The sequence below is a fragment of the Hyphomicrobium sp. CS1BSMeth3 genome (assembly GCF_900117415.1).
In the GTDB taxonomy this organism is placed as follows: Bacteria; Pseudomonadota; Alphaproteobacteria; order Rhizobiales; family Hyphomicrobiaceae.
The window spans coordinates 36,773-59,640 of sequence record NZ_FPEI01000003.1 but is presented as its reverse complement, the minus strand read 5'-3'; the positions used below and the strand labels follow the sequence as shown (position 1 = coordinate 59,640).

The 22,868-nt window shown below is 65.9% G+C and carries 24 protein-coding genes; 10 read left to right on the top strand and 14 right to left on the bottom strand.

Annotated features, from left to right (window positions below; translation table 11 throughout):
* Nucleotides 1-11: 11 nt before the first annotated feature.
* From CS1BSM3_RS01975 to folE, 4 genes are all read right to left on the bottom strand, one after another.
* Nucleotides 12-1,055, bottom strand: coding sequence for an XdhC family protein (locus tag CS1BSM3_RS01975; RefSeq protein WP_072385306.1), 1,044 nt, complete (start codon nt 1,053-1,055; stop codon nt 12-14).
* Nucleotides 1,056-1,209: 154 nt separating this feature from the next.
* Complete coding sequence (locus CS1BSM3_RS01970) at nt 1,210-2,145, bottom strand: IclR family transcriptional regulator (RefSeq protein WP_072385305.1); 936 nt, start codon at nt 2,143-2,145, stop codon at nt 1,210-1,212.
* A gap of 126 nt (nt 2,146-2,271) precedes the next feature.
* Nucleotides 2,272-2,751, bottom strand: a complete 480-nt coding sequence (gene hisI / locus CS1BSM3_RS01965) for a phosphoribosyl-AMP cyclohydrolase (protein ID WP_072385304.1) — start codon at nt 2,749-2,751, stop codon at nt 2,272-2,274.
* A 206-nt stretch (nt 2,752-2,957) separates the two neighbouring features.
* The gene (folE, locus tag CS1BSM3_RS01960; protein WP_244540415.1) at nt 2,958-3,596 is read right to left on the bottom strand and encodes a GTP cyclohydrolase I FolE; all 639 of its coding nucleotides are present in this window, start codon (nt 3,594-3,596) and stop codon (nt 2,958-2,960) included.
* Nucleotides 3,597-4,058: 462 nt separating this feature from the next.
* On the opposite strand from folE, the gene CS1BSM3_RS01955 reads away from it, so the two are divergent.
* Together CS1BSM3_RS01955 and yidD are read left to right on the top strand one after the other, a co-directional pair.
* Nucleotides 4,059-4,526 (top strand): iron-sulfur cluster assembly scaffold protein, encoded by a 468-nt coding sequence (locus CS1BSM3_RS01955; protein ID WP_072385302.1) that lies wholly within the window; start codon nt 4,059-4,061, stop codon nt 4,524-4,526.
* Nucleotides 4,526-4,909: a membrane protein insertion efficiency factor YidD gene (gene yidD / locus CS1BSM3_RS01950; RefSeq protein WP_348532890.1), complete on the top strand. Its 384-nt coding sequence runs from the start codon at nt 4,526-4,528 to the stop codon at nt 4,907-4,909. The genes CS1BSM3_RS01955 and yidD overlap by 1 nt, the downstream gene beginning before the upstream one ends.
* On the opposite strand, the gene CS1BSM3_RS01945 is transcribed toward yidD, so the two are convergent.
* From CS1BSM3_RS01945 to phaR, 8 genes are all read right to left on the bottom strand, one after another.
* Nucleotides 4,854-5,165 (bottom strand): DUF1330 domain-containing protein, encoded by a 312-nt coding sequence (locus CS1BSM3_RS01945; RefSeq protein ID WP_072385300.1) that lies wholly within the window; start codon nt 5,163-5,165, stop codon nt 4,854-4,856. The two genes, yidD and CS1BSM3_RS01945, sit on opposite strands and share 56 nt — an antisense overlap.
* Before the next feature lie 103 nt (nt 5,166-5,268).
* Nucleotides 5,269-6,219, bottom strand: coding sequence for an SEL1-like repeat protein (locus CS1BSM3_RS01940; protein ID WP_143149046.1), 951 nt, complete (start codon nt 6,217-6,219; stop codon nt 5,269-5,271).
* A gap of 230 nt (nt 6,220-6,449) precedes the next feature.
* Nucleotides 6,450-7,637 (bottom strand): TAXI family TRAP transporter solute-binding subunit, encoded by a 1,188-nt coding sequence (locus tag CS1BSM3_RS01935; RefSeq protein ID WP_210188736.1) that lies wholly within the window; start codon nt 7,635-7,637, stop codon nt 6,450-6,452.
* Nucleotides 7,638-7,857: 220 nt separating this feature from the next.
* A complete protein-coding gene (locus tag CS1BSM3_RS01930; protein ID WP_072385297.1) occupies nt 7,858-8,382 on the bottom strand; it encodes a DsrE family protein in 525 nt (174 codons plus the stop codon).
* A gap of 277 nt (nt 8,383-8,659) precedes the next feature.
* Nucleotides 8,660-8,890: a ribbon-helix-helix domain-containing protein gene (locus CS1BSM3_RS01925; RefSeq protein WP_244540402.1), complete on the bottom strand. Its 231-nt coding sequence runs from the start codon at nt 8,888-8,890 to the stop codon at nt 8,660-8,662.
* A complete protein-coding gene (locus CS1BSM3_RS01920; RefSeq protein ID WP_072385295.1) occupies nt 8,887-9,135 on the bottom strand; it encodes a DUF4169 family protein in 249 nt (82 codons plus the stop codon). Before CS1BSM3_RS01920 ends, CS1BSM3_RS01925 begins: the two co-directional genes overlap by 4 nt.
* Nucleotides 9,136-9,165: 30 nt before the next feature.
* Complete coding sequence (locus tag CS1BSM3_RS01915) at nt 9,166-9,534, bottom strand: DUF2794 domain-containing protein (protein WP_072385700.1); 369 nt, start codon at nt 9,532-9,534, stop codon at nt 9,166-9,168.
* A 137-nt stretch (nt 9,535-9,671) separates the two neighbouring features.
* Complete coding sequence (gene phaR, locus CS1BSM3_RS01910; protein ID WP_072385699.1) at nt 9,672-10,352, bottom strand: polyhydroxyalkanoate synthesis repressor PhaR; 681 nt, start codon at nt 10,350-10,352, stop codon at nt 9,672-9,674.
* Between the two features lie 241 nt (nt 10,353-10,593).
* Between phaR and CS1BSM3_RS01905 the strand changes: the two genes are divergently transcribed.
* The 4 genes from CS1BSM3_RS01905 to CS1BSM3_RS01890 all read left to right on the top strand — a co-directional run bounded on the left by CS1BSM3_RS01905 (nt 10,594) and on the right by CS1BSM3_RS01890 (nt 14,654).
* Nucleotides 10,594-11,781, top strand: coding sequence for an acetyl-CoA C-acetyltransferase (locus tag CS1BSM3_RS01905; protein WP_072385294.1), 1,188 nt, complete (start codon nt 10,594-10,596; stop codon nt 11,779-11,781).
* Between the two features lie 132 nt (nt 11,782-11,913).
* Nucleotides 11,914-12,642: an acetoacetyl-CoA reductase gene (phbB, locus tag CS1BSM3_RS01900; protein ID WP_072385293.1), complete on the top strand. Its 729-nt coding sequence runs from the start codon at nt 11,914-11,916 to the stop codon at nt 12,640-12,642.
* Between the two features lie 193 nt (nt 12,643-12,835).
* Entirely contained in the window at nt 12,836-13,318 is a 483-nt protein-coding gene (locus CS1BSM3_RS01895; protein ID WP_072385292.1) for a response regulator, read from the top strand.
* A gap of 127 nt (nt 13,319-13,445) precedes the next feature.
* On the top strand, nt 13,446-14,654 hold the full coding sequence (locus tag CS1BSM3_RS01890) for an ABC transporter substrate-binding protein (protein WP_072385291.1): 1,209 nt from the start codon (nt 13,446-13,448) through the stop codon (nt 14,652-14,654).
* Nucleotides 14,655-14,831: 177 nt separating this feature from the next.
* Here the strand turns inward: CS1BSM3_RS01890 and CS1BSM3_RS01885 are convergent, their stop codons facing one another.
* The gene (locus CS1BSM3_RS01885; RefSeq protein ID WP_072385698.1) at nt 14,832-16,082 is read right to left on the bottom strand and encodes a phenylacetate--CoA ligase family protein; all 1,251 of its coding nucleotides are present in this window, start codon (nt 16,080-16,082) and stop codon (nt 14,832-14,834) included.
* 231 nt (nt 16,083-16,313) lie between these two features.
* Between CS1BSM3_RS01885 and CS1BSM3_RS01880 the strand changes: the two genes are divergently transcribed.
* Nucleotides 16,314-16,565 carry a hypothetical protein gene (locus tag CS1BSM3_RS01880; protein ID WP_143149045.1) on the top strand — a complete coding sequence of 84 codons (252 nt, stop codon included), beginning with the start codon at nt 16,314-16,316 and terminating at the stop codon, nt 16,563-16,565.
* A 92-nt stretch (nt 16,566-16,657) separates the two neighbouring features.
* Here CS1BSM3_RS01880 and CS1BSM3_RS01875 read toward each other — a convergent pair whose 3' ends face one another.
* Nucleotides 16,658-16,897 carry a hypothetical protein gene (locus tag CS1BSM3_RS01875; RefSeq protein WP_072385289.1) on the bottom strand — a complete coding sequence of 80 codons (240 nt, stop codon included), beginning with the start codon at nt 16,895-16,897 and terminating at the stop codon, nt 16,658-16,660.
* A 297-nt stretch (nt 16,898-17,194) separates the two neighbouring features.
* Between CS1BSM3_RS01875 and CS1BSM3_RS01870 the strand changes: the two genes are divergently transcribed.
* The 3 genes from CS1BSM3_RS01870 to dnaG all read left to right on the top strand — a co-directional run bounded on the left by CS1BSM3_RS01870 (nt 17,195) and on the right by dnaG (nt 22,821).
* A complete protein-coding gene (locus CS1BSM3_RS01870; RefSeq protein WP_072385288.1) occupies nt 17,195-18,739 on the top strand; it encodes a UxaA family hydrolase in 1,545 nt (514 codons plus the stop codon).
* 39 nt (nt 18,740-18,778) lie between these two features.
* Complete coding sequence (locus tag CS1BSM3_RS01865) at nt 18,779-20,422, top strand: NTP transferase domain-containing protein (protein WP_072385287.1); 1,644 nt, start codon at nt 18,779-18,781, stop codon at nt 20,420-20,422.
* A 440-nt stretch (nt 20,423-20,862) separates the two neighbouring features.
* On the top strand, nt 20,863-22,821 hold the full coding sequence (dnaG, locus tag CS1BSM3_RS01860) for a DNA primase (RefSeq protein WP_072385286.1): 1,959 nt from the start codon (nt 20,863-20,865) through the stop codon (nt 22,819-22,821).
* Nucleotides 22,822-22,868: the final 47 nt, after the last annotated feature.

Here is a 22,868-nt window from a genome sequence, read left to right as displayed (position 1 = left end):
GTCGCGCTATTTCAGCCCTTGGCTTTCTTCGTGCCGCGCACGGCGAGGATCACCTCGGCCATGATCGAGACCGCGATCTCGGCCGGCGTCTGGGCGCCGATGTCGAGACCGATCGGTGCCTTGATGCGCGCGAACTCTTCTTCCGTGATGCCGGCCGCGAGAAGGCGCTCACGGCGCTTGGCATGATTGCGCGAGGAGCCGAGCGCGGCGACGTAAAGGCAGTTCGCGCGCACGGCGAGCTTCAGGGCCTCGTCGTCGATGTGCGCGACGTGCGCGAGCGTGAGCACGGCCGTGTAGGGATCGAGGCCGAGGCGCGGCAGCGCATCCTGCGGCCATTCCGCGACGAGCTTGGCATCGGGCGCGCCGAAGCGGGCCGGATCGGCAAAGGCCGTGCGCGGGTCGATGATGATAATCTCGTAGCCCGAGAGCGCGGCGAGCTGGGCCAGCACCTGCGCGATATGCGTCGCGCCAATGGCGATGATGCGCGCCGGCGGCACGAGCGCGTGCACGAACACCGCGCCGTCCGGGCTCTCGATGAGCTGGCTCTTCGCGGTCCGAAAGCGGTTGGCGATGTCCTCGGGCAGGTTCGCGTCGCCGCGCTCGTAGAGCGTGCGCGAGGCATCGTCGAGCTTGGTCTTGATGACGAGGCCGTGCCGGCTCTCGCGTGCGGCAATGGCGCGATCGAGCAGGGCGTCGCCGCCGTTGTCCTTGTCGAGCCGCTCGACGAGCACGCGCACCTGTCCGCCGCAGGGGAGGCCGGCGCGCCACGCCGTCTCGTCGGCGACGCCGAAGGTGAGCGTGCGCGGCTTGCCGTCGGCGAGGGCTTCCCCGCCTTCGATGATCACATCGCCTTCGATGCAGCCGCCGGAGACCGAGCCCTGGAAGTTGCCGTCAGCGGCAATGGCCATCTGGCCGCCGACCGGTACGGGAGCCGAGCCCCAGGTGTCGATGACGGTGGCAATCGCGACCTGGCCATCGCGTGAGAGCCAGTCGCGGGCGGCGCCGAGCACGTCGATGGTCGCAGCGTTGGGAATTCGCGGCTGAAGTTCGGTCATGGCGAGGTCCCACCAAATTGAGAGTTTGTCCCCCTCCCCTTGTGGGGAGGGGTTAGGGGTGGGGGGAACCCCTACATCGACCGTTTGCAATCCCCCCCTCCCTGGCCCTCCCCCACAAGGGGGGAGGGGAGAGAGGTCGCGGGCCCGGCTCGGACTACGTCGCCCGCGCCTGCGCGCGGCCCGATGCGCGGCGCGGTGCAGCGGCGCGGCGCCCACCCGATCGCGCGGGTGCGGGCGCGCGCCGCTCCTCGGGATCGAGGCGGAAAGTGGCGCCCATGCGGGTTGTCGCATCACGCAGCGCGGGCGCGAATTTCAGGAGCTGATCGAGGCCGAGCCGCGCATTCGGCGCCGAGATGGCGATCGCGCCGACGAGATCACCGCTCTCGGTCAGCACGGGCATGGCGATGCAGACGACGCCGTCGATGAACTCCTGCTCGTCCGTGCCGACACCGCTGTCGCGGATCTTGTCGAGGGCGCGGCTCAGACGCGCGACATCCGTGATGGTGCGGTTCGTATGCGGGACGAGCGGCAGCGCGGCAATGATCTCGGCGCGCTGCTCGAGCGGCTGCAGCGCCAGCAGCAGCTTGCCGATGGCGGAGGCGTGTGCGGGAACGCGGCTTCCGGCCTCGAAGCGCAGGCCGAGTGGCCACTTCGCCTCGACGCGATCGAGGTAGATCACCTCCGAGCCCGAGAGCACGCCGAAATTGCAGGTCTCGCCGACTTCCTGCGAGAGCGCGCGCAGGATCGAGTGTCGGAGCGCGCGCGGGGCGGCGGCCGTCAGCGTGTCGAGCGCCAGCTTGATGAGGCGCGGGCCTTCGATGTAGCCGCGCTTCCAGTGATCGCGCTCGATGAGGCCCATGTCGGCGAGCGCGGCGGTGATGCGATGCGCGGTCGGCTTGGTCAGGCCCGATCGGCGGACGAGCTCCGCCATGGACAGGGGCTCGCGGGCTGCCGAGACGAGCTCGAGGATCATCAGGGCCTTGCCGCTGGCACCGAGCGGTGCGGCAGCATCCGCATCGGCCTCACGGTCGCGCGGTGCTCGGGCACGTGGCGTGCCGTTCGTGGTGCGCTTGGGCGATCTGTTGGTCATGGGCCTCTTCTGAACCGGGAGTTTCATGAAGTATCGCTTGTCTCGCGTGGTGAAATCAATCGTTGTGCGGAATGAGAGCCTTCGCAATTCGTAGCACCCCGGGTGGGCAGGCCCCGCCGAGCGCCTTCAGGGCTTGGGCTTGCCAGGGTAAACGGCCGCCGGATCGAAGAGGGGTTCGCCGCCGACACCCTGCATTTTCACGTCGGCAGGGCTGGCCGTACGGAGCGGGATCGCGCGGTAGAAGCAACTCTTGCGGCCCGTATGGCAGGCCGCCCCGGCACCCGCCACGCGGACCTTGAGCCAGATGGCATCCTGGTCGCAGTCCGTGCGCATCTCGACGACCTCGAGCACGTTGCCGCTCTCCTCGCCCTTCTTCCACTGCCGGCCACGCGAGCGGCTGTAGAAGTGCGCGTGCCCGGTCTCGATCGTGCGCGCGACCGCCTCGGCGTCCATCCAGGCGAACATCAGCACGTCGCCCGTGTCGGCGTCCGTCGCGACGGCTGCGAGAAGGCCGGCGTCGTCGAATTTCGGCGTGAAGGCCAAGCCTTCCTCGATGTCACGGGCCGAGCCGCGCGCGGCAAAGGGCCCGGAGGCAGTACTGCTCATGGCACAATCCGTTTCGGCGCTGTCTAACTCACCCGGCCGCGAGGGAAGGGATCAGGTCCGCTAAAGCATCGGACCTCGAATGCGACCCACGTCTGGGCCGGTCTCGCAGTCGCATTCAAGGTCCAAAGACGCTTTAGAGACATATTATTCCAAAGCAACTTTGGACTTGAAATTCACTCCTCGCCAGCCCGGAGTTGAGATGAATTTCAAGTCCGTTGCTTTGGTCCGGCGTGGACCATCTGGAGGAAGCGGTCGCGGTAGCTGGCGTCGGTGTCGAACACGCCGCTGAAGCGCGTCGTCACGGTCGCCACGCCGTGCTGGCGCACGCCGCGCATGGACATGCACTGATGCTCCGCCTCGATGAGGATGGCGACGCCGCGCGGCTTCAGCACGCTCTCGATGGCACCGGCGATCTCCGCGGTGAGCTTCTCCTGGGTCTGCAGGCGGCTCGCGAAGATTTCGACCACACGGGCGAGCTTCGAGAGCCCGACGACGCGGTTGCTCGGCAGATAGGCAATATGCGCAACACCGACGAAAGGGGCGATGTGATGCTCGCAGTGGCTCTGCACGCGGATGTCGCGCAGCATGACCATGTCGTCGTAGCCGCCGACGTCCTCAAACGTGCGCGAGAGCGCCTCGACGGGATCGGCGTCGTAGCCAGCGAAATATTCCTCGAAAGCGGCCGCCACCCGTTTCGGCGTGTCCCTGAGGCCCTCGCGGTCGGGATCGTCCCCCGCCCAGGCGAGCAGCGTACGCACGGCCTCTTCGGCCTCGGCGCGGGTCGGCCGGCCGGGGGTGGTCTCACCCGTCAGCTCGAGACGGGCAGCCCCATTCTTCTTGATCATCTGCTCCATGCGATCGACCTTCCGGGGAGCGCTTTGGACATGCGCTTAACATGTTTGGGCTGGCTTGTATCGCCCGGCCCGCGCGCTGCGCTTGAATTCGACGCACCCGCGCGCGATATATCCGGCAGGGTGCATGGGTGCCGCCTACGGTGTCCGGCACCGCAAGATCATGCCAGCACTATGTGAGAAGTCCGGGCCCTGGCGACAAGCCGCCCGTTAACGTAACTGTCGGCCGGCAAGTCGGTCAACCGTTGGGGGCAGATCCGCCTCAAGGGCCAGTGTGATGCCAGTGTCATGATCGAGAAATTCGCTCGATATCGTGCCGCGACATGTGGCGGATTTCTCTATCATCATGTGAGCAGGATTATGATTCTAGTGTCCCTTATGATTCCGAAGTTCCCTCGGGACGCCGGCATCGAGATGGGGCGAACTTCGGCATCGGGACACTAGGTCCAGAGAACCATGACAGAGCTGAGCGATCTCTACAGCCAGCGTATCATCGAGCTGGCCGCAACCATCCCGCCGGCCGGGCATCTTGCCGCGCCGGATGCGACGGCGTCCGCCCATTCCAAGCTCTGCGGCTCGACCATAGCGATCGAGCTGGCCATGAACGGCGATCGCGTCACGGAATATGCGCAGACCGTGAAGGCCTGCCTGCTCGGTCAGGCCTCGGCGGCGGTCATGGCGCGCAACATCGTCGGCTCGAGCGATGCCGAGTTGCGCGAGGTCGCGGCCGAAATGCGCCGGATGCTCAAGGAGAATGGGACACCGCCGGGCGGACGCTGGGCCGATCTTTCGGCACTCGAGCCCGTGCGCGAGGTCAAGGGACGGCACGCCTCGACGCTGCTGGCCTTCGAGGCCGTCGTCCGGGCGCTCGACCAGATTGCCGAGAAGCGCGGCGCACACGAGAAAGTCGCCGCGCGCGACTGATGCACGACGTAACCCCCATGGCGAACCCATTCGAGCGCGCCACGAAGGAGATCGCCAAGGCGCCCGTGCGGCTCTACCGCTGGACGCTGAAGCCTCTGCTCGGTCATGAGTGCCGGCATCTGCCGACATGCTCGGAATACGCGCTCGACGCGATCGAGCTCAATGGCGCATGGCGCGGCTGCTGGCTCGCCGGCGCGCGCGTGTGCCGCTGTCATCCCTGGGGAACGTCCGGCTATGACCCCGCGCCCGATATCCGCGGCGAACAGCACATGTTCGCGCCATGGCGCTATGGCCGCTGGTCGCAGCGCCAGATGGAGGCGGATCGCCTTATGAGTCCGCCGGCTGCGGCCCCTCGTGGCCTTGGACGACCACGAGATCCATGATGGCCTTGCCCTGCCGAAGGGCCATCGCCTTGGCGTATTCAGGCGATCGGTAGCACTGGAGTGCGGCCTCATAGGTCGGAAACTCTATGACGACAGTCCGAGAGCGCGTCTCGCCCTCGAGCGCTTCAGACGGACCGCCGCGCACGAGAAAGCGTCCGCCATACTTCTTGAAGGCGTTCGCGTTCTCTTGAACGTACGCTTTGTATCCTTCGGGGTCCGTCAAGTCGGCAAAAGCAACCCAATATCCCTTGGCCATTTCACCCTCGCGAAATGCTCATTATCCAAGCGCAATGAATTGAGCACATGTGCCGAGCAAGTGCCAGCGGGGCCCTGAAAGGGCTTCGAAGAGTGGTCCTGCCTCAGCGCGCACTCAACCGCTTGAGCCGCTCCTCGGCCTCGCGCGCGCCGAGATCGCGCGCCTTCTCATACCAGCGGCGGGCAAGTGCAATATCGGGCTGCACGCCTGCGACGCCCATGGCCGCAAGCTCGGCCGGATCGTAGGTCCCTGCGAGCGCGAGCGCGCCCTCGGCGAGATCGGCCTCGGCGGCGCGCTGATAGAACAGCCGCGCGGCGGCGATGTTGCCCTGCTGGGCCTGCGCCCGACCGCGGACAATGAAGCCGAGTGCCCGCTTCTGCTCTTCGGTCAGCGGCGCGGGCTCCTTCGCGACCGGGGCGCTCGCTGCCGGCATGGGCGGTCGTGGGGCCGGAGGCGGTGAGGCTTCGAGCGGCGCCGGCGGATTGCCCACGGAGGCGACGCTGCGCTCGCGCGGTGCCGCCGGTTGTGCCGGGGCGATCATTTCTGCAGCCGCAACGACAAGGGAGGCACGCGCCTCGGCGAGCACCGTACCGTCGATCTGGACGAGCGCGATGGTGATGTCGGTCTTGCCGGACACGCCGACGGGGATCGAGATGCGCAGGTTCGGCAGGACGGAGAGCGGCACGGCCCAGGAGCCCGGCGCGATCGAGTGGCCTTCCGAGAGCACGGCAGCGGCCGGCACGCCACGGATGCGCACGAAGCTGTTGCGCGGGATGGCTTCGAGTGGGCCGACCTGGATCGGCATCGGCGTTTCGCTCGCCGGCTCGGCGAGGACGACCTTGCCGATGTTGATGTGCGGCTTCTGGTTGATGGGTGCCTGCACCTGGATGGAGGCGCCATCGGAGTCGTCCTGCGCGGCGAGCGTGACGGCGCTGCCGATCGCCGGTACGGCCGCAGCGGAGGTGATCGCGCCCGCCCCGAGCGCGATGATGCAAAGGCTGCTGGCGCCCATCAGAATGCCGCCGATCGGCACTCGCATTCTGGTGTAAGTCATGTTGCCCCCTCAGTGTCCCGATTCCGCAGTTCGCCGCACCTCGATGCCAGCGTCCCGAGCGAACTGCGGAAGCATAAGGGACACTAGACTCATAAACTTGCTAGTGTGATTCAGATCGAGAAATTCGTTCGATGCCGTGCCGAGAGATGTGGCGAATTTCTCGATCATCACACTAGAGCTGCGAAGCGCGTCGGCTGCCGTTGCCAAGGCAGCCGCTCGCGCTCACACCCTTAGTTCTGTCGCTGCTTCGTCCATTCGATGAACTGCTGGAAGAGCCGCTCCTGCTCCTGCGGATTGTCCGGCGCCGCGCGCGCAGCCTGGGCGCGAGCGAGCGCATGGTCGATCTTCGGGCGGGCTGGCGCGGCCGCCGGTGCCTTCGCGATCTTGTCGATCTTGTCCTGCATGGGCTGGAAGCGCTTCCAGCCGGGGACGTTGGCCGCGAGGTTCACGTCCTTCCACTTGGGATGATAGCCCGGCTCGCTCTGAAGGCGCGGGAAGCGGTCATAGATGTAGTCCACGAGACGCGAGACGCGCTGATAGCGATCCGTATCCTTCGGCCAGTCGTAGACGGCGAGGAGGGCCGGAACAGCGATCGTCTCGACGCGCTGGCCTTCGGGAATGAGCGCCGGATAGTCCTTCGACTCGAGGTAGGCCGGCAGGTAGTACTCGAGCTTGTCGGAGTACTCGACGGGCAGGAACTTGAAGCCCGGCGGGAAATTGCCCTTCAGGAACGGCGGCAGCGGCTTCGAGGAGACCCACACGGTCGCGGCGAACTTGTCGCCCTTGCGCATGGACTCCATGGCGACGTTGTGCGGGATGAACTGCGCGTCGACGTTGATGCCGAGCTGCTTGAAGATGATCGGGCCGCTGTAGGCGGCGGCCGTGCCGACGGTGTTGAAGTTGACCGCCTTGCCTTCGAGGTCCTTCAGCGAATTGATCTCCGGGCGCACGAAGATGTGCAGCTCCGAGGGGAAGAGGTTCATCAGGTAGTTGATGCGCCGCCCGATGCCCGCGATCTCGGGGTTGTTCTTGAAGTGCTCGAGCACGTCGCCATAGACGATCGCCGCATCGACGCCGCGCAGGTAGAGCAGGTCGAAGACGTTGTCGAAGGGGCCGCGGGTCACGATCGGGAGCACGCGCATGTTGTCGCCGTCATCGACGACGCGGGCGAGCTCGGACGCGAACTGGAGCGGCGCACCTTCCGTACGGCCGGCGGCTAGGCCCACGGTCCAGGAGTTGATCGCCTCGCGGCGCTTCGCTTCCGCCGACACCTGCGGCGCTTGAGGCTGCTTGGCGCGTTTGGCAGTGGCCTGCGCAACCTGCTGCTGGGCATCAGCGCTTCCGATCAAAGATCCCCCGAGAAGCGCAAAGGTCAGCAGCACCCCTGCGAGGGCTCGGCTGCAACGCGACACAAGCATGAATACCTCCGTTTCGTCCGGCCACGGCAATCGCCCTCGGCATCACCGTGAAACTGCCAATACCAACGTGCTCCCTGGCCAGGGCGCCCACCGCAGGCGCATCCCGGGGGACCACTGTGCGCGCCGTTCCGCCTTTCAGGCGCGCAACCCGCCCTCTCGTGGGCAGGGACACCGCGCGGCCTCACGCATGGAGGCCGCACGGCAAAGGTTCATCGCCAGCTCAGGGGCGGATATAGGCGTAGCCCTGGTGCTGCAGCTCGGCGAGGCGCACGACGCCCGAGGGCGTGACCTTGGCTTCGCTGATGAGCGAGATGTCCTTGTTTTCTTGCTTCTTCATGTTCGCCTGGGTGTTGGCGCAGGCGGCGAAGGAAACTTCCGGTATCTCGAGCGACATCTGCTGGATGCGCTGCTTCACCGGGCTCGTGTCATCGCGCAGCATGTGCAGCCCGGGGCCGAACGTGACGATCTCGACCACGACCTTCTCACCCGCCTTCTTGTAGTGCTGGATGATGTTGGTCGCGTTGTTGAGGGCGAGGTTCATGAGCTGCGGGTTGTTCTCGGCGACCTGGATCGCGATCTTGTGCACCTTCTCGCTTGCTTCCTTCTTGGAAGCTTTCGACTTGGCCTGCGCGACGCGCACGGTCTCCTTCGGGCGCTCCTGGGCGCACGCGGCCAGCGGGCTCAATCCAACCAGGCATCCGACGGCCGTCATCATTGCGATCCGGCGACGCGCGCGAGAGGTCATTTCATTCCGCTCCTGAATCCCCGAGGCCCGGCATTGCACCGTTGGGCCTAGTTTCCCCGACGGGATGCCGTTGACGCAGCGCCATGCCAAAACGGGCGGGCTTAACGGACGGCCCGCCGACGAATGAATAGACTTCTGGCATGGGCGGCCGGCGGCTAACGAAGGTCCCCCTAACCCCGGCGATCCCGTCGCTAGCAACCCGCTATTTTCCAGGCTTTTTTGCGGCACTTGCGGCGAGAGAATGAAAAATATTCAATAGCTTAGGCTGAATGTCAGGCTACGCCTTACTATTCGGGGCGCGCTCCTGGAAATACTTCAGAAGCCATATGCGCACGGCGCTCGAAAGCCCTGCTTCGCCACGACTTTGATCGATCGTGGCAACCAGCTTCGCGAGCGGCAGGCGTTCGCGGGCGGCGACCTCCTTGAGAGCGCTCCAGAAGTCCGCCTCGAGCGAAATGGACGTGCGGTGCCCGCCGATGGAGAAGGAACGCTTGATCGGCCGCGTCACGGCGCTTTTGGCGATGGCGACTTGGGCGCAGGATCGGCGGGAGCGTTGTCGGACGCGGGGTCTGCGGCCGGATCGAGCTGGTGGCTGTCGAGGAGGAGCTTCTTGCGCGCCTCGCTCAGTTCGTCCCGCTCGCGCTCGCCGCGCGTGCGTCCGAAGCGGGCCCTGTTCTCGGCCGCCTCGGCTGCCCGGGCCTCGCGTTCGCGCTGCTTGCGCACTTGCCTGAGGTTGATGATCTCGGCGGTCATTGGAAGTCCATGGGGACGATCACTGCTGGCTCAGACGACAACGCGGATCTTCCTGTCGATGACGGCAAGGACGCGATCGAGCTCGTTGCCGCGCTTGAGAATGAGACCGGTCGCGCTGACCACGCTGTAGGCGCCCTGCTTGCGGGCGAGCTTCGGCGTCTTTTCGATGCGGTAAAGGGGGACTTCGCTCGAGCGGCGGAAGATCGAGAATGACGCCGTCTCGCGGCCGTGGTCGATGGCGTAGTCGCGCCACTCACCGGCTGCAACCTGACGCCCATAGACATCCAGAATGGCCGCCAGCTCGCGCCGATTGAAGACCACCATGGCCGGTACCGGCGAAGGTGCGCGTTGGGTCTGCGTCGACGACCCGCCGGCACCAAAGCCGGGGTAGAGGCTTATTGGCTCGGCATCGCTCACGGGCGCCTCCTGTTCGTGTTTGACAAAAAGATGACGCCAAACCGAGGGGAGCGCAAGTGCGTGCCGGGACGCGGCCGAGTGTCCTGTGCGGAACAGCTCGGCGCGCCTTGTCGGGCTAATCAGGTCTTGGTCTTTGCGAGCTTCTCGATTCGGGCCTGCATGGCCGCGAGCTCGTTCCGCATGGCCGCGAGCTCATCGCTCTCGGGCTGCCCGTCCGGGCCTGCCGCCGGCTTTGCCGCAGCCGGCTTGTCACGTGGCACGCTCGGCTCCGGGGACTCGCTCTTGGCAGGGCCCTCCTCGGGCTTCGCGCCAGGCTTGCCGGTGGCGCCGAAGGGGCTGAACATGGCCATGGCCTGCTCGAAGAGCTGGAGGTTCTTGCGCGCCTGCTCCTGGTAGGCCTCGAGCGCTCCCTGGGGCGTGAAGGCATTGGCGAACTGCTTGCGGAAGCGGTCCTGCTCGCGCGTCAGCGTCTCGAGGCTGACCTGAAGGTAGCTCGGCACCATGCGCTCCATGGCCCCGCCATAGAAGCGAATGAGCTGGCGCAGGAACGGCACCGGCAGCAGCGTCTGGCCCGCGCGGCTCTCCTGCTCGACGATGATCTGCGTCAGCACGGAGTGGGTCAGGTCGTCGCCCGTGCGCGCGTCGAATACGACGAAATCACGCTCGGACCGGACCATTTGGGCAAGGTCCTCCAGCGTCACGTAGGTGCTGGTCTCGGTATTGTAGAGACGCCGGTTGGCGTACTTCTTAATGACGACCGGCTCTTTTTTGCCCGTGGCTGGGTCAGACTTGCTCAGCATATCCTTGGCCGCCTCCCAGTGCTTGACATATGGCAATGCTACCACGCTCTCCCCGTGGCAGGAAACCTTGGATTACAGGCCTCGGGAAGCCAAATGCCAACCTTGGTTGCCATGCGATCCGATTGCGGGGGGCCTCGATCGGCTGTAATCGTACGAATACATCGAAACGAGCACCGGCGGCAGCCGGCCCCTCATTGGGTCGCACGGGACGGGGCGCGATCCCTTCACTCAGGAGACGACGATGAGCTCAGAATCGACAACCATTGTCATCGCAAGCGCGGCGCGCACGCCGGTCGGCTCATTCAACGGCGCGCTGGCAAGCCTGCCGGCGCATGAACTCGGCAAGACGGCGATCAAAGGCGCGCTCGATCGTGCCGGCGTTGCGGCCGGCGACGTGTCCGAAGTCATCATGGGCCAGATCCTCGCGGCCGGCGCCGGCCAGAACCCGGCCCGTCAGGCGTCCATTGCGGCCGGCATCCCGGTCGACGCGCCCGCCTGGGGCATGAACCAGCTCTGCGGCTCGGGCCTGCGCGCGGTCGCGCTCGGCGCCCAGCAGATCCAGGAAGGCTCGGCGTCGATCGTCGTCGCCGGCGGCCAGGAGAGCATGAGCCAGGCGCCGCACGTCATGCACCTGCGCGACGGTGTGAAGATGGGCGACACCAAGATGATCGACACGATGATCAAGGACGGCCTGTGGGATGCCTTCAACGGCTATCACATGGGCACGACCGCCGAGAACGTCGCGCGCCAGTGGCAGATCAGCCGCGACGAGCAGGACAAGTTCGCCGTTGCTTCGCAGAACAAGGCCGAGGCGGCGAGGAAGTCGGGCCGCTTCAAGGACGAGATCATTCCGGTGACGATCAAGTCGCGCAAGGGCGACGTGGTCGTTGCCGATGACGAGTACATCAAGGACGGCGTCACGCTCGAGTCCATCTCGAAGCTGCGTCCGGCCTTCGACAAGGAAGGCACGGTCACCGCGGCGAACGCCTCCGGCATCAACGATGGTGCGGCGGCGGTGGTGCTTATGTCGCTCGAGGAAGCCAACAAGCGCGGCATCAAGCCGCTCGCGCGCATCGTCTCGTGGGCGCACGCCGGTGTCGATCCTTCGATCATGGGCACGGGGCCCATTCCTGCATCCCGCAAGGCGCTTGAGAAGGCCGGCTGGACCGTGCAGGACCTCGATCTCATCGAAGCCAATGAAGCCTTCGCGGCGCAGGCCTGCGCGGTCAACAAGGGCCTCGGCTGGGATACGTCCAAGGTCAACGTGAACGGCGGCGCGATCGCCATCGGCCATCCGATCGGCGCTTCCGGCGCGCGCGTTCTGACGACGCTCCTCTACGAGATGCAGCGCCGCGACGCCAAGAAGGGCCTCGCAACGCTCTGCATCGGCGGCGGCATGGGCGTCGCCATGTGTGTCCAGCGCGATTGATCGGCTTCGTAAACGATAAGGCGGGCGGCCGCTTGCAGGCCGCCCGTCGATTGAGCGAGAACAAGATCTGACTGACTGCAAAAGCATATGAACATGCCGAGCAGTTCGGCGTGTTGGGAGAGGAAGCGAGTAATGGCGCGCGTAGCAGTGGTGACCGGAGGTACTCGCGGGATCGGTGAAGCGATCTCGATCGCAATGAAGAGAGCAGGCTTTCGCGTCGCCGCGACTTACGCGGGTAACGACGCGGCCGCGCAGAAATTCCAGGCCGAGAGCGGCATCCCCGTCTACAAGTTCGACGTCGGCGATTACGACGCCTGCGAAAAGGCCGTGGCACAGATCACGCGCGATCTCGGACCGGTCGACGTCCTCGTCAACAATGCCGGCATCACACGCGACGCTGCCCTGCATCGCATGACGCGCGCCTATTGGAATGACGTCATCCGCACGAACCTCGACTCGGCCTTCAACATGTCGCGCCTCGTCATCGACAGCATGCGCGCGCGCAACTTCGGCCGCATCATCTCGATCTCGTCGATCAACGGCCGCAAAGGCCAGTTCGGCCAGGCCAACTATGCGGCGGCCAAGGCCGGTCTCGTCGGCTTCTCCAAGTCGGTCGCGCTCGAGGGTGCCGCCAAGGGGATCACGGCCAACGTCATCGCGCCGGGCTACATCAATACCGAGATGGTCGCCGCCGTGCCCAAGGAGATTCTGGACACCAAGATCATCCCTCAGATTCCGGTCGGGCGTCTCGGCACGGCCGAGGAGATCGCGCGCTGCGTGGTGTTCCTGGCCTCGGACGATGCAGGCTTCATCACCGGCGCCTGCCTCGACGCCAATGGCGGCCAGTACATGGCCACCTGATACATGGCCGCCTGAGCGCCCGGATGCCCTGATTTGGCGAACGCTCCGCACTCCGACGGGGCGTTCACCATTTCGGGCAGCGCCTTTGCCATGAAATCAATTGACCTTTTGCCTCAATCAGACTGCAAGATCAGTGGAAGGCTGCGGGCAGCGCATGGCAGAGACGCAGGCTCGAGGCGGAGGTCCTGGGACAATGGTTGAAGACGTGAAGGGGCGCGGCGGTACGTTCCTTACCCGCAAGAGTGACGCCGCAAAGTCTCAGCAGGACGGGAACCGGCCCTCGGATGTGCTCATCGTCGAGGACGAGAACTTCGACGCCGATCGCCTGCGCGCCACGCTCCACATCATGTTCGGCTACGCAATCGAGGTGCGCCGCGCACGCACGCTCGGATCGGCGCTCGACTGCGTCATCGAGCGCAAGCCCGAGCTGATCTTCCTCGACGACTACCTGAAGCCCTCCGACAACGCGACCCACACCATCCCGTTCCTGCGCCGCTGCGGCTATGCGGGGCCGATCATCGTCGTCAGCGGGCAAGTGGACCGGCTGCGCCGCGCCATGCTGGTCAAGGCCGGTGCTGTCGACGTCATCCACAAGGATGATCTCGACAGCGTGCGCATTGCCGAGGCGCTCGCGCGCGCGTCGGAGGCCGCAGGGGACCCGCCGCCGGCCCAGTAGCGGCCCGCGCCCCACTGCCCTGTCATTTTAGCAAAGCTCCCCCGTCGATTGCGGGCTTGTGCTGCCCGGCTCCGTGCGCGAGTTCAGGCAACAATAAGTTTACGGATCAACCTTGGGAGAAACGTCTATGCGATCAGTGCTGGCCAGTCTCATATCTGCCGCCTTGTGTCTCGGGTCCGGGGTGGCGCACGCGCAGATCTCCGGCGATGCCGTGAAGATCGGCGTGCTCAACGATCAATCAGGACTGTATGCGGACTTCGGCGGCACGGGTTCGGTGCTCGCCGCACGCATGGCCGCCGAGGATTTCGGCGGCACGGTTCTCGGTAAGCCCATCCAGATCCTCTCGGCCGATCACCAGAACAAGGTCGATCTGGCGTCCGCGACGGCGCGTCAGTGGATTGATGTCGAGGGCGTCGATGCCTTCGCCGATCTCACGAACTCGGCAGTTGCGCTCGCGATCCAGAACCTGACCAAGGAGCGCAATCGCATCGCGCTCTTTTCAGGCCCCGCAACGACCCGCCTCACCAATGAGGACTGCTCGCCCAATGGCTTTCATTGGACGTTCGATACGTACTCCCAGGCGATCGGCAGCGCGCGCGCCATTCTCCAGGAAGGCGGCAAGGAGTGGTTCCTCCTCGTCGCGGACTATGCTTTCGGCCACCAGATGGCCGCAGATCTGACGGCCGAGGTCACCTCGAAGGGCGGCAAGGTCGTCGGCCAGGTTCGCCATCCGACCGGCTCGAGCGATTTCTCCTCGTTCCTGCTCCAGGCTCAGGGCTCGAAGGCGCCCATCATCGGTCTCGCCAACGGTGGGCTGGATACGGTCAACGCCGTGAAGCAGGCGAGCGAGTTCGGCATCACGGACGGTGGCCAGAAGCTCGTCGGGCTCGTGATCGTGATCACCGACGTTCACGCCATGGGCTTGAAGGGCGCGCGCGGCCTCATCGCGACGACCGCCTACTACTGGGACCGCGACGATGCGAGCCGTGCGTTCGCCAAGCGCTTCGAGGCTCAGACCAACCGCAAGCCCGGCATGATCCAGGCCGGCGTCTACTCGTCGGTCACGCACTACCTCAAGGCCGTTCAGGCGGCCGGCACCGATGAGGCCAAGGCGGTTGCCGCGAAGATGCGGGAAATGCCGGTCGACGACTTCTTCGCCAAGGGCGCCAAGATCCGCGAGGACGGGCGGCTGATCCACGACATGTATCTCGTCGAGGTCAAGAGCGAGAAGGAGTCGAAGGGCCCGTGGGACTACTACAAGATCCTGCGCACCATTCCGGGCGATCAGGCGGCCCTGCCGCTTTCCGAGAGCAAGTGCCCGCTCGTGAAGAAGTAGAACTTCCCCTTCTCCCCGTTCTTCGTCGCGCCAGAGGCGCGCTTCCAGCGCGACGAGAAGGTCGGGATGAGGGGCGGGAGCTCGTTGAAACGTCAGCGTATGCCGCCGCCCCCCACCCTAACCCTCTCCCCGCAGGCGGGGAGAGGGGACGCGTAGCGCTGGCGGTCACAGCAATTTTCACCCATAGCTGCGATCGTCGGCAATCACCTTGCCATCGTTCGGCAGCGTGCCCGGAGCGACCAGCTCGACGCCCGCCTTGAGCTTTGTCGCCTGCTGCACGGCTTCGCCGACGCGTGCGGCCATCTCCGCATCCTGCGATGCGCTCTCTGCCTTGAACGTCATCACATCCTGCTCGCCCGTGCGCGTCACGACGAGGCGCACGCGACCGAGCTCGGGAAAGCGCTTGGCAACCTCGGCCACCTGCTCGGGATGGACGAACATGCCCTTGATCTTCGTCGTCTGATCCGCACGACCAAGCCAACCGCGAATGCGCATGTTCGTGCGCCCGCACGGCGAGCGGCCGGGCAGCACCGCGGAGAGATCGCCGGTCGCAATGCGGATCATCGGATAATCGCGATTGAAGGCGGTGACGACGACCTCGCCGACTTCGCCTTCCGGCACGGGATCGCCTGTGCCGGGACGCACGATTTCGACGATCACGCCTTCATCGACGATCATGCCTTCGACGGCGCCGTCGGGACCCGGGCTTTCGTAGGCGATATTGCCGACATCGGCCGTCGCATAGGCCTGACAGACCGAGACGCCGCGCTTTGCATACTCTGCACGCAGCGAGGGAAAGAGTGCGCCGCCGGAGACGAGCGCGCGCTTGATCGAAGAGGCGTCCTTGCCGAGCTCTGCGGCCTTGTCGAGCAGGATCTTCAGGTAGTCGGGCACGCCGACATAGACGGTCGGCTTCAGGTGCTGAATGGCCTCGAGCTGCTGCTCGGTGTTGCCGGGGCCGGCGGCGATGACGGTGCAGCCGAGCGCGCGGCCGCCGGCATCGAGAAGCCAGCCGCCGGGTGTGAGGTGATAGGCGAACGTGTTGTGAATGATGTCGCCGCGCCGGACGCCGGCGGCGAAGAGGGCGCGCGCAGAGCGCCACCAGTCGGCGCCGAGGCCTTCGGGCTCGAAGATCGGACCGGGTGACATGAAAATGCGGCCGATCTCGCGACCGCTCGCGACGTTAAAGCCGCCGAACGGCGGGCGCCCGACCTGCAGGCTGTGGAGCGCGCTCTTGCGCAGGATCGGAAGCTTGGCGAGCGCTGCGCGCGAGGTGAGCGCGGCCGCATCGACCCCGGTGAGGTGGCTCGCCCAGCCGGGCGCGCCGGCAATGGCATTGCGCACGAGATCGGGCAGGAGCCCGAATTGCGAAGCCTCGCGCACCTCCGGCTCGCGCGTTTCCAGTTGATCCAGGAATTCATTGGCCACGGTGCGCTCCCCTTCGGCTGCGGCAATACGGTCGCCGAATTTGGCATGCCCGGCCTGCAATGGCGATGGTCCGAAGGATGAAGATGACCGCCGTCGGCACAGGCGGCAACCATTTGGCAACCGTGCCAATAGAACGCGCTCGGAACATCTCAAAAAAGGATTATCTTCCACCGCGAAAAGCGAGCGAGCCTTTTCACCTCTTGGCATCGTGTACGACGGCAGGTGATCGCCATGGATGGAACCATTCAGATCTTGTTCGCCGCATTGACGACGGGCAGCATTCTCGGTCCCGGCGGGGCCAACATTGCATCCCAGCCGAATGTGCTGGCATTGACGATGGTCCTGCTGCTTGCGGCATTTATGATGGCTGCGCTGGCCGCGTGGAAGGCCGCGACGGGGCCGGTGCGCCGTCCGCCACCCCCCGGCCCGGCGCTGCCGAAGCTTCGCCGAAGCATGCATGGGCCCCGCGAGCGCCGCACCTGACGCCACGGCGTCGCGCATTTCCAAAAAATTACGCGGCCCGGAAGTAGTTCCGGGCCGCTGAGTTTTTGACTTCGGTTTTTGAGATCGCGCGGTTAAGGCGTCGCGATGTTGTTGTCCGGGAGAACTGGGTCGGCGAGCGGCAGGGCCTGCCGGTACTCGTCGTCGCTGACCTGCGGCGCGTGCGGCAGCGCCTGGCGGAAGTCGTCGTTGCCGAACTCGGAATGCGGCAGCGCCAGGCTCGGATCGTAGAAGGGGTCTTTGGCGGGCGCCTGCGCATGGGCTGCGCCGGCAAGGACGCCGACAGCGACGAGTGCACTCAGAATCGTCTTCATGACCTATCTCCGTTTTTTTAGGCCCCTGCGCATTTTGCCAGGGGCTCTGCCTCCAGGGTTCTTGTTGGCCCCATGGCATCCAAGCCCGGAGGCCTGCTCGACCAGCTTTTGTGCGGTCTTGCTGAAGCGCTATATGGGGCCGCCCGAGGTCCCGCCCAGGGGGGCTCACGCGTGCGTGAATCGAGTTGAGCGGGCGCGACCCGGCACGTGAAAGTAGGTGATCGGGCAATTGACGCCGCAGCCCGGCGCGCGCTCAATACGGTCTCAGAACAATTCAAAAGTAGGGGAGAGCCCGTGATGCAGGACCAACAGATTGCCGAGCCCAAAGCCGAGCCGAGAACTCTGCGCCTGCATCCGAGCGACAACGTGATCGTTGCGGTGGACCAGATTGCCCAAGGTGCCCGCGCGCAGGGCATTTCGGCGTCCTCCCGCGTGCCGCGCGGGCACAAGATGGCGACGACTTTGATCGAGAAGGGCGCGCCGGTTCTGAAGTTCGGTCAGGTCATCGGCTTTGCGACGGAGGCGATTGCGCCCGGCAGCCACATCCACACGCACAACTGCGCCTTCGGCGAGTTCGATCGCGACTATGCTTTTGCCAAGGATGCGAAGCAGGAGCCGCTGCTGCCGCTCGAGGCGCGCGCCACCTTCGAAGGCTACCGGCGCGCCAACGGCAAGGCCGGCACGCGCAACTACATCGGCGTGCTTACCAGCGTTAACTGTTCCGCGAGCGTGGCGCGCTTCATGGCGCGCGAAATTGAACAGTCCGGCATTCTCGACGCGTATCCGAACATCGACGGCATCATTCCGCTCGTGCACGGCACGGGCTGCGCGCTCGATCTCAAGGGCGAGGGCTACGAGGTGCTGAAACGCACGCAGTGGGGCTACGCGGCGAACCCGAACATGGGTGGCGTCGTCATGGTCGGCCTCGGCTGCGAGGGATTCCAGATCAAGGCCTTCATGGAGCAGACCGGGATCAGGGAGAGCGATACCTTCCGCACGTTCACCATCCAGGAAGTCGGCGGCACGAAGAAGACTGTCGCCGCGGGCGTCGAGGCCATCAAGGAGATGCTGCCCAAGGTCAATGCCGTGCGGCGCGAGAGCATCCCGGCATCGGAGCTCGTGCTGGCTCTCCAGTGCGGCGGCTCGGACGGGTACTCGGGCATCACGGCGAACGTCGCGCTCGGCGCGGCCGTCGACAAGCTCGTCGAGCATGGCGGCACGGCCGTGCTCTCGGAAACGCCGGAGATCTACGGCGCCGAGCATCTGCTGACGCGGCGCGCGGCGACCCGCGAGGTCGGCGAGAAGCTCGTCGACATCATCAAGTGGTGGCAGGACTACTGCGCGAAGAACAACGGCTCCATGGACAACAACCCCTCGCCCGGCAACAAGGCTGGCGGGCTGACGACCATCCTCGAGAAGTCGCTCGGCGCCGCGGCCAAGGGCGGCACGCGCACGATGAGCGCCGTCTATCGCTATGCCGAGCCCGTCACGGCCAAGGGCTTCGTCTACATGGACACGCCAGGCTATGACCCGGTGGCGGCAACGGGGCAGGTCGCAGGCGGCTGCAATGTGCTCTGCTTCACGACCGGGCGCGGCTCGGCCTATGGCTGCAAGCCGACGCCCTCGATCAAGCTCGCGACGAACAGCGCGATCTACCGGCAGATGATCGACGACATGGACATCAACTGCGGCGACATCCTCGATGGCGTCTCGATCGAGGCCAAGGGTGAGGAAATCTTCCAGCATGTGCTGCGCGTTGCTTCCGGCGAGAGGTCGAAGTCGGAACAGCTCGGCTATGGCGATGCCGAGTTCGTGCCCTGGCAGCTCGGCGCGACGATGTAAGGAGACGATTTCGATGTGCCGAGCCGCGAGCAACAGGTCATGAAGTTCGAGCAGGTCCCTCTGCGCGCGGCGTCCGGCGCTATTCTCGCCCACTCGATCCCGACACCGTCGGGCGCGATCAAGAAGGGGCGCGTGCTCGGCGCGGACGAAATTGCGCGCCTTGAGGCTGCCGGTATCGAGAGCGTCACGGCGGCGCTGCTCGAAGCAGGCGATGTCGGCGAGGATGCGGCGGCGGCGCGCGTGGCGGCCGCGCTCTGCGGAAGTGCGATGCATGTCGCGGAGCCTTTCACGGGACGCGCGAACCTCTATGCGGATGCGAGCGGGCTCGTCGAGATCGATGCGGCGCGTCTCGGCCGCCTCAACAGTCTCGACGAAGGCCTGACGGTCGCCACGGTCTCCGCCTTCGAGCGCGTGACGCGCGGCCAGATGATCGCGACGGTGAAGGTGATCACGTTCGCGCTGCCGGAAGCCGTGGTCAGTGCGGCGGAGACGCTGGCGCGCGAAGCCGGCGGCCTCATGCACGTGCGTGCCTTCCGCGCGGTGCACGCGGGCCTCGTCCTCACGCAGCTACCCGGCACGCGCAAGAACCTCGTCGAGAAGCGCCGCCGTGCCATCGCGCAGCGGCTCGAGGCGCTCGGCAGTGAGATCGGCGCATCCGAGGTCGTGGCGCACGAGACGGGGGCCGTCGCGGCCGCGATTTCGCGCATGGCTGCGGCGGGCCACGATCCCATTATCGTCTTCGCGGCTTCCGCGATCGTCGATCGCCAGGACGTCATTCCGGCGGGGCTCGTCGCTGCGGGCGGCGCCATCGAGCGGCTGGGGATGCCGGTGGATCCCGGCAACCTCATGCTGCTCGGCCGTCTCGACAAGAGGGATGTCATCGGCGCGCCGAGCTGTGCGGCTTCGCCGAAGATCAACGGCTTCGATTGGGTGCTCGAGCGGCGTCTCGCCGGCATTGCCGTGACGTCGGCGGATGTGGCCTCGATGGGCCTTGGTGGTCTGCTGAAGGAGATCGTGACACGTCCACAGCCGCGCGAGGTGCCGCCGGACGAGGACGCAAACGCGGACAGTGCTGAGGTCGTGCGCCGCGCGCCGCGCATTGCGTCCGTGGTGCTCGCGGGTGGCCGCTCGACGCGTTACGGCCAACGCAACAAGCTGCTCGAAATGCTCGACGGTGCGCCGCTGGTCGTTCGTGCCGTGCGGGCCGCACTCGCGAGCCGGGCGAAGCCGGTGATCGTGGTGACCGGGCATGAGGCTCCGGCCGTCGAGCACGCACTCGCCGGCCTCGATGTGCGCATCGTGCACAATCCCGATTTCGCGGAAGGCCTCAGCACCTCGCTCAAGGCGGGCATTGCGGCGCTGCCCGATGATGTGGACGGCGCGATCGTCAGTCTCGGCGATATGCCGCGGATTGAGGCGCGGCATCTGGACCGGTTGATCTCGGCCTTCTCGCCGAAAGAGGGGCGCGGCATCGTCGTGCCCGTGCACCTCGGCAAGCGCGGCAATCCCGTTCTCTTCGCGCGCGTTTATTTCCCCGAGCTTCTGGCCATCGAAGGCGACACCGGCGCCCGCCACATCATTGCGGCCAGTGCGAGCGAAGTGGCCGAAGTTGATCTCGCCACGGACGCGATCTTCCTCGATATCGACACGCCGGAAGCGCTCGAGCGGGCGAAGGAAAACTGAAAAGGCGGGTGGGTCCGGGAGGGTGTCCCTCCCGGTAGAGCGCGAGACTAGTCTCGCTCGCGCCTCCGGCGCGACGGGGCTTTGTTGAGTCGCGCGCCGCCGGCGCGACCGCCCCTGGCCCCAACCGGGAGACCCCGGCCCCCCTCCTTTTTTGAGTTGAGAGCTTGCCACGCGCGCTACAGGCCCCTTCTCCCCGTCCTCGCGGGGAGAAGGTCAGGATGAGGGGCGGCGGCAAACGCCGACGTCGCAAATATTGCCGCCCCTCACCCCGACCCTCTCCCCGTCCTCGCGGGGAGAGGGGGGAAAAACAGCGCAGCGACTGCCGCGATCTCCTTGGCCGGCCTGTGGAAACAGTGTGTGGGGACCGGGGCCCGGCGCCCCCTGCCGTGCCGCGCAGGGCGAATCACCTATCTTGCGCACAAACCAACGACCGGGCCCTCATGCGCTTTCCGCCGCACATATTGGACGATATCCGGGCCCGGCTGCCGGTCAGCTCGGTGGTCGGCCGGCGCGTCGCGCTCAAGAAGGCCGGGCGCGAATGGAAGGGGCTCTCGCCCTTCAAGAGCGAGCGCACGCCGTCGTTTACGGTCAACGATCAGAAGGGCTTCTACAAGTGCTTCGCCTCTGGCGAGTACGGCGACATCTTCACGTTCGTCATGAAGACGGAGGGGCTGTCGTTCACCGAGGCTGTCGAGCGGCTGGCGGCCGATGCGGGCGTGATCCTGCCGAAGCCCGAGCCCCGTAGTCAGCGGGCCATGGAGGAGGTGGATACTCGGGCGCGGTTGATGGCGCTCGTCGAGGCCTCCGCGAAGTTCTTCGAGACGCAGCTCATGTCCTCCCCGGGGCAGGAAGCGCGGCGCTATCTCGAACGGCGCGGCGTCACGCGCGAGACCATCCAGCGTTTCCGGCTCGGCTTTGCGCCCGCGGGCCGCGAGATCCTGAAGGCGCATCTCGCGAAGGAAGGCTTCACGGTCAAGGAGATGGGCGAGTCCGGCATGGTCATCATGGGTGATGACATTGCCGTGCCCTATGACCGCTTCCGCAATCGCGTGATGTTCCCGATCGAGGATCTCAAGGGCCGCGTGATCGCGTTCGGCGGCCGCGCGCTCGATTCTGACGCGCCGGCCAAGTACCTGAACTCGCCGGAAACGCCGCTCTTTCACAAGGGCAACCAGCTCTACAACATCCACCGCGCGCGGCCCGTCGCCTTCGAGACGTCCCGCATTGTGGTTGTCGAGGGCTACATGGATGTCGTCGCGCTCGACCAGGCAGGCTTCCAGGCGGCCGTGGCGCCGCTCGGCACGGCGCTCACCGAAGCGCAGGTGCAACTGCTCTGGCGGGTCGCGCCCGAGCCCATTCTCTGCTTCGATGGCGACAGTGCCGGCCAGCGGGCGGCCTATCGGGCCGTCGATACGATCCTGCCGCTGCTGAAACCCGGCTACAGCTCCCGCTTTGCCTTTCTCACGGACGGCCAGGACCCTGATGACCTCGTGCGCCAGCAGGGTTCGGCGGCTTTCGAGGCTGTCCTCGCGCGGACCAAGGCCCTGTTCGACGTCATGTGGGAGCGGGAGCTGGCCACCCAGCCGGTGGCGACCCCTGAGCAGCGCGCCGCCTTCGAGCAGAAAATGAAAGCGCTGGTCGGCCGGATCGGCGACCAGAGCGTGCGCGAGCACTATGAGCGCGAGGCCCGCCAGACGCTGTTCAGCCTGAACCGGGCGGTGCTGCGGGAGCTGGCCGGGTCATCCCCGCGTGGTGCGGGCGATCGCCGCATCGCCGGTCGCCAGAACAATGTTCAGATGGATTGGCGCGTGCGCGAGCGGGCGCGTCTCCAGCAGAAAGGGCGTCCACCGACGGCTGCGGCGCCAGTCGCCAGCAGCGAGCTTTCGGGGCGCCTTGTGGCCGTTCCTGCTAGGGAAGCGTTGATCCTGAAGGCCCTCGTCAACCATCCCTGGCTCATCGAGGAGCACGCTGAACGAATCGCGGCAATGGAGTTTACCGTCCCGGCCCTCGTTGGGCTGAAAGACGCTATTTTGGCGGCTTTGGCGGAGGAAATTCCACTTGACAGTGTAAGCCTACGCAACCATTTCTCCGCTGTAGGCTTGTCCCAAGTCGTTGCCCTCGTCGAGCGTGCGATCACGCATAAAGGCGACAAGTTCGCCGAACCAGAGGCCGACCAGGAAGCCGTCGAAACCGGTTGGTGTCACGCCGCGACCCTGCACGAAAGGCAGGTAGGGTTGCGGCGGGATTTGGTTGTGGCCGAGCAAACGTGGCTTGAGGAGCAGAGCGAGGACGCCTTTCAGCGCCTCTGCGAAATCAAGGCCCGGCAGAACCAGGTCGATGACGGCGAGACGGAAAGGGAAGAGCGCACAGCATTGCCATCGGGTCGGGTGCAGCCGTGAGGCATGAGTGTCGGATCATGCCACCGCTATGCGACCTAGAAATGGCG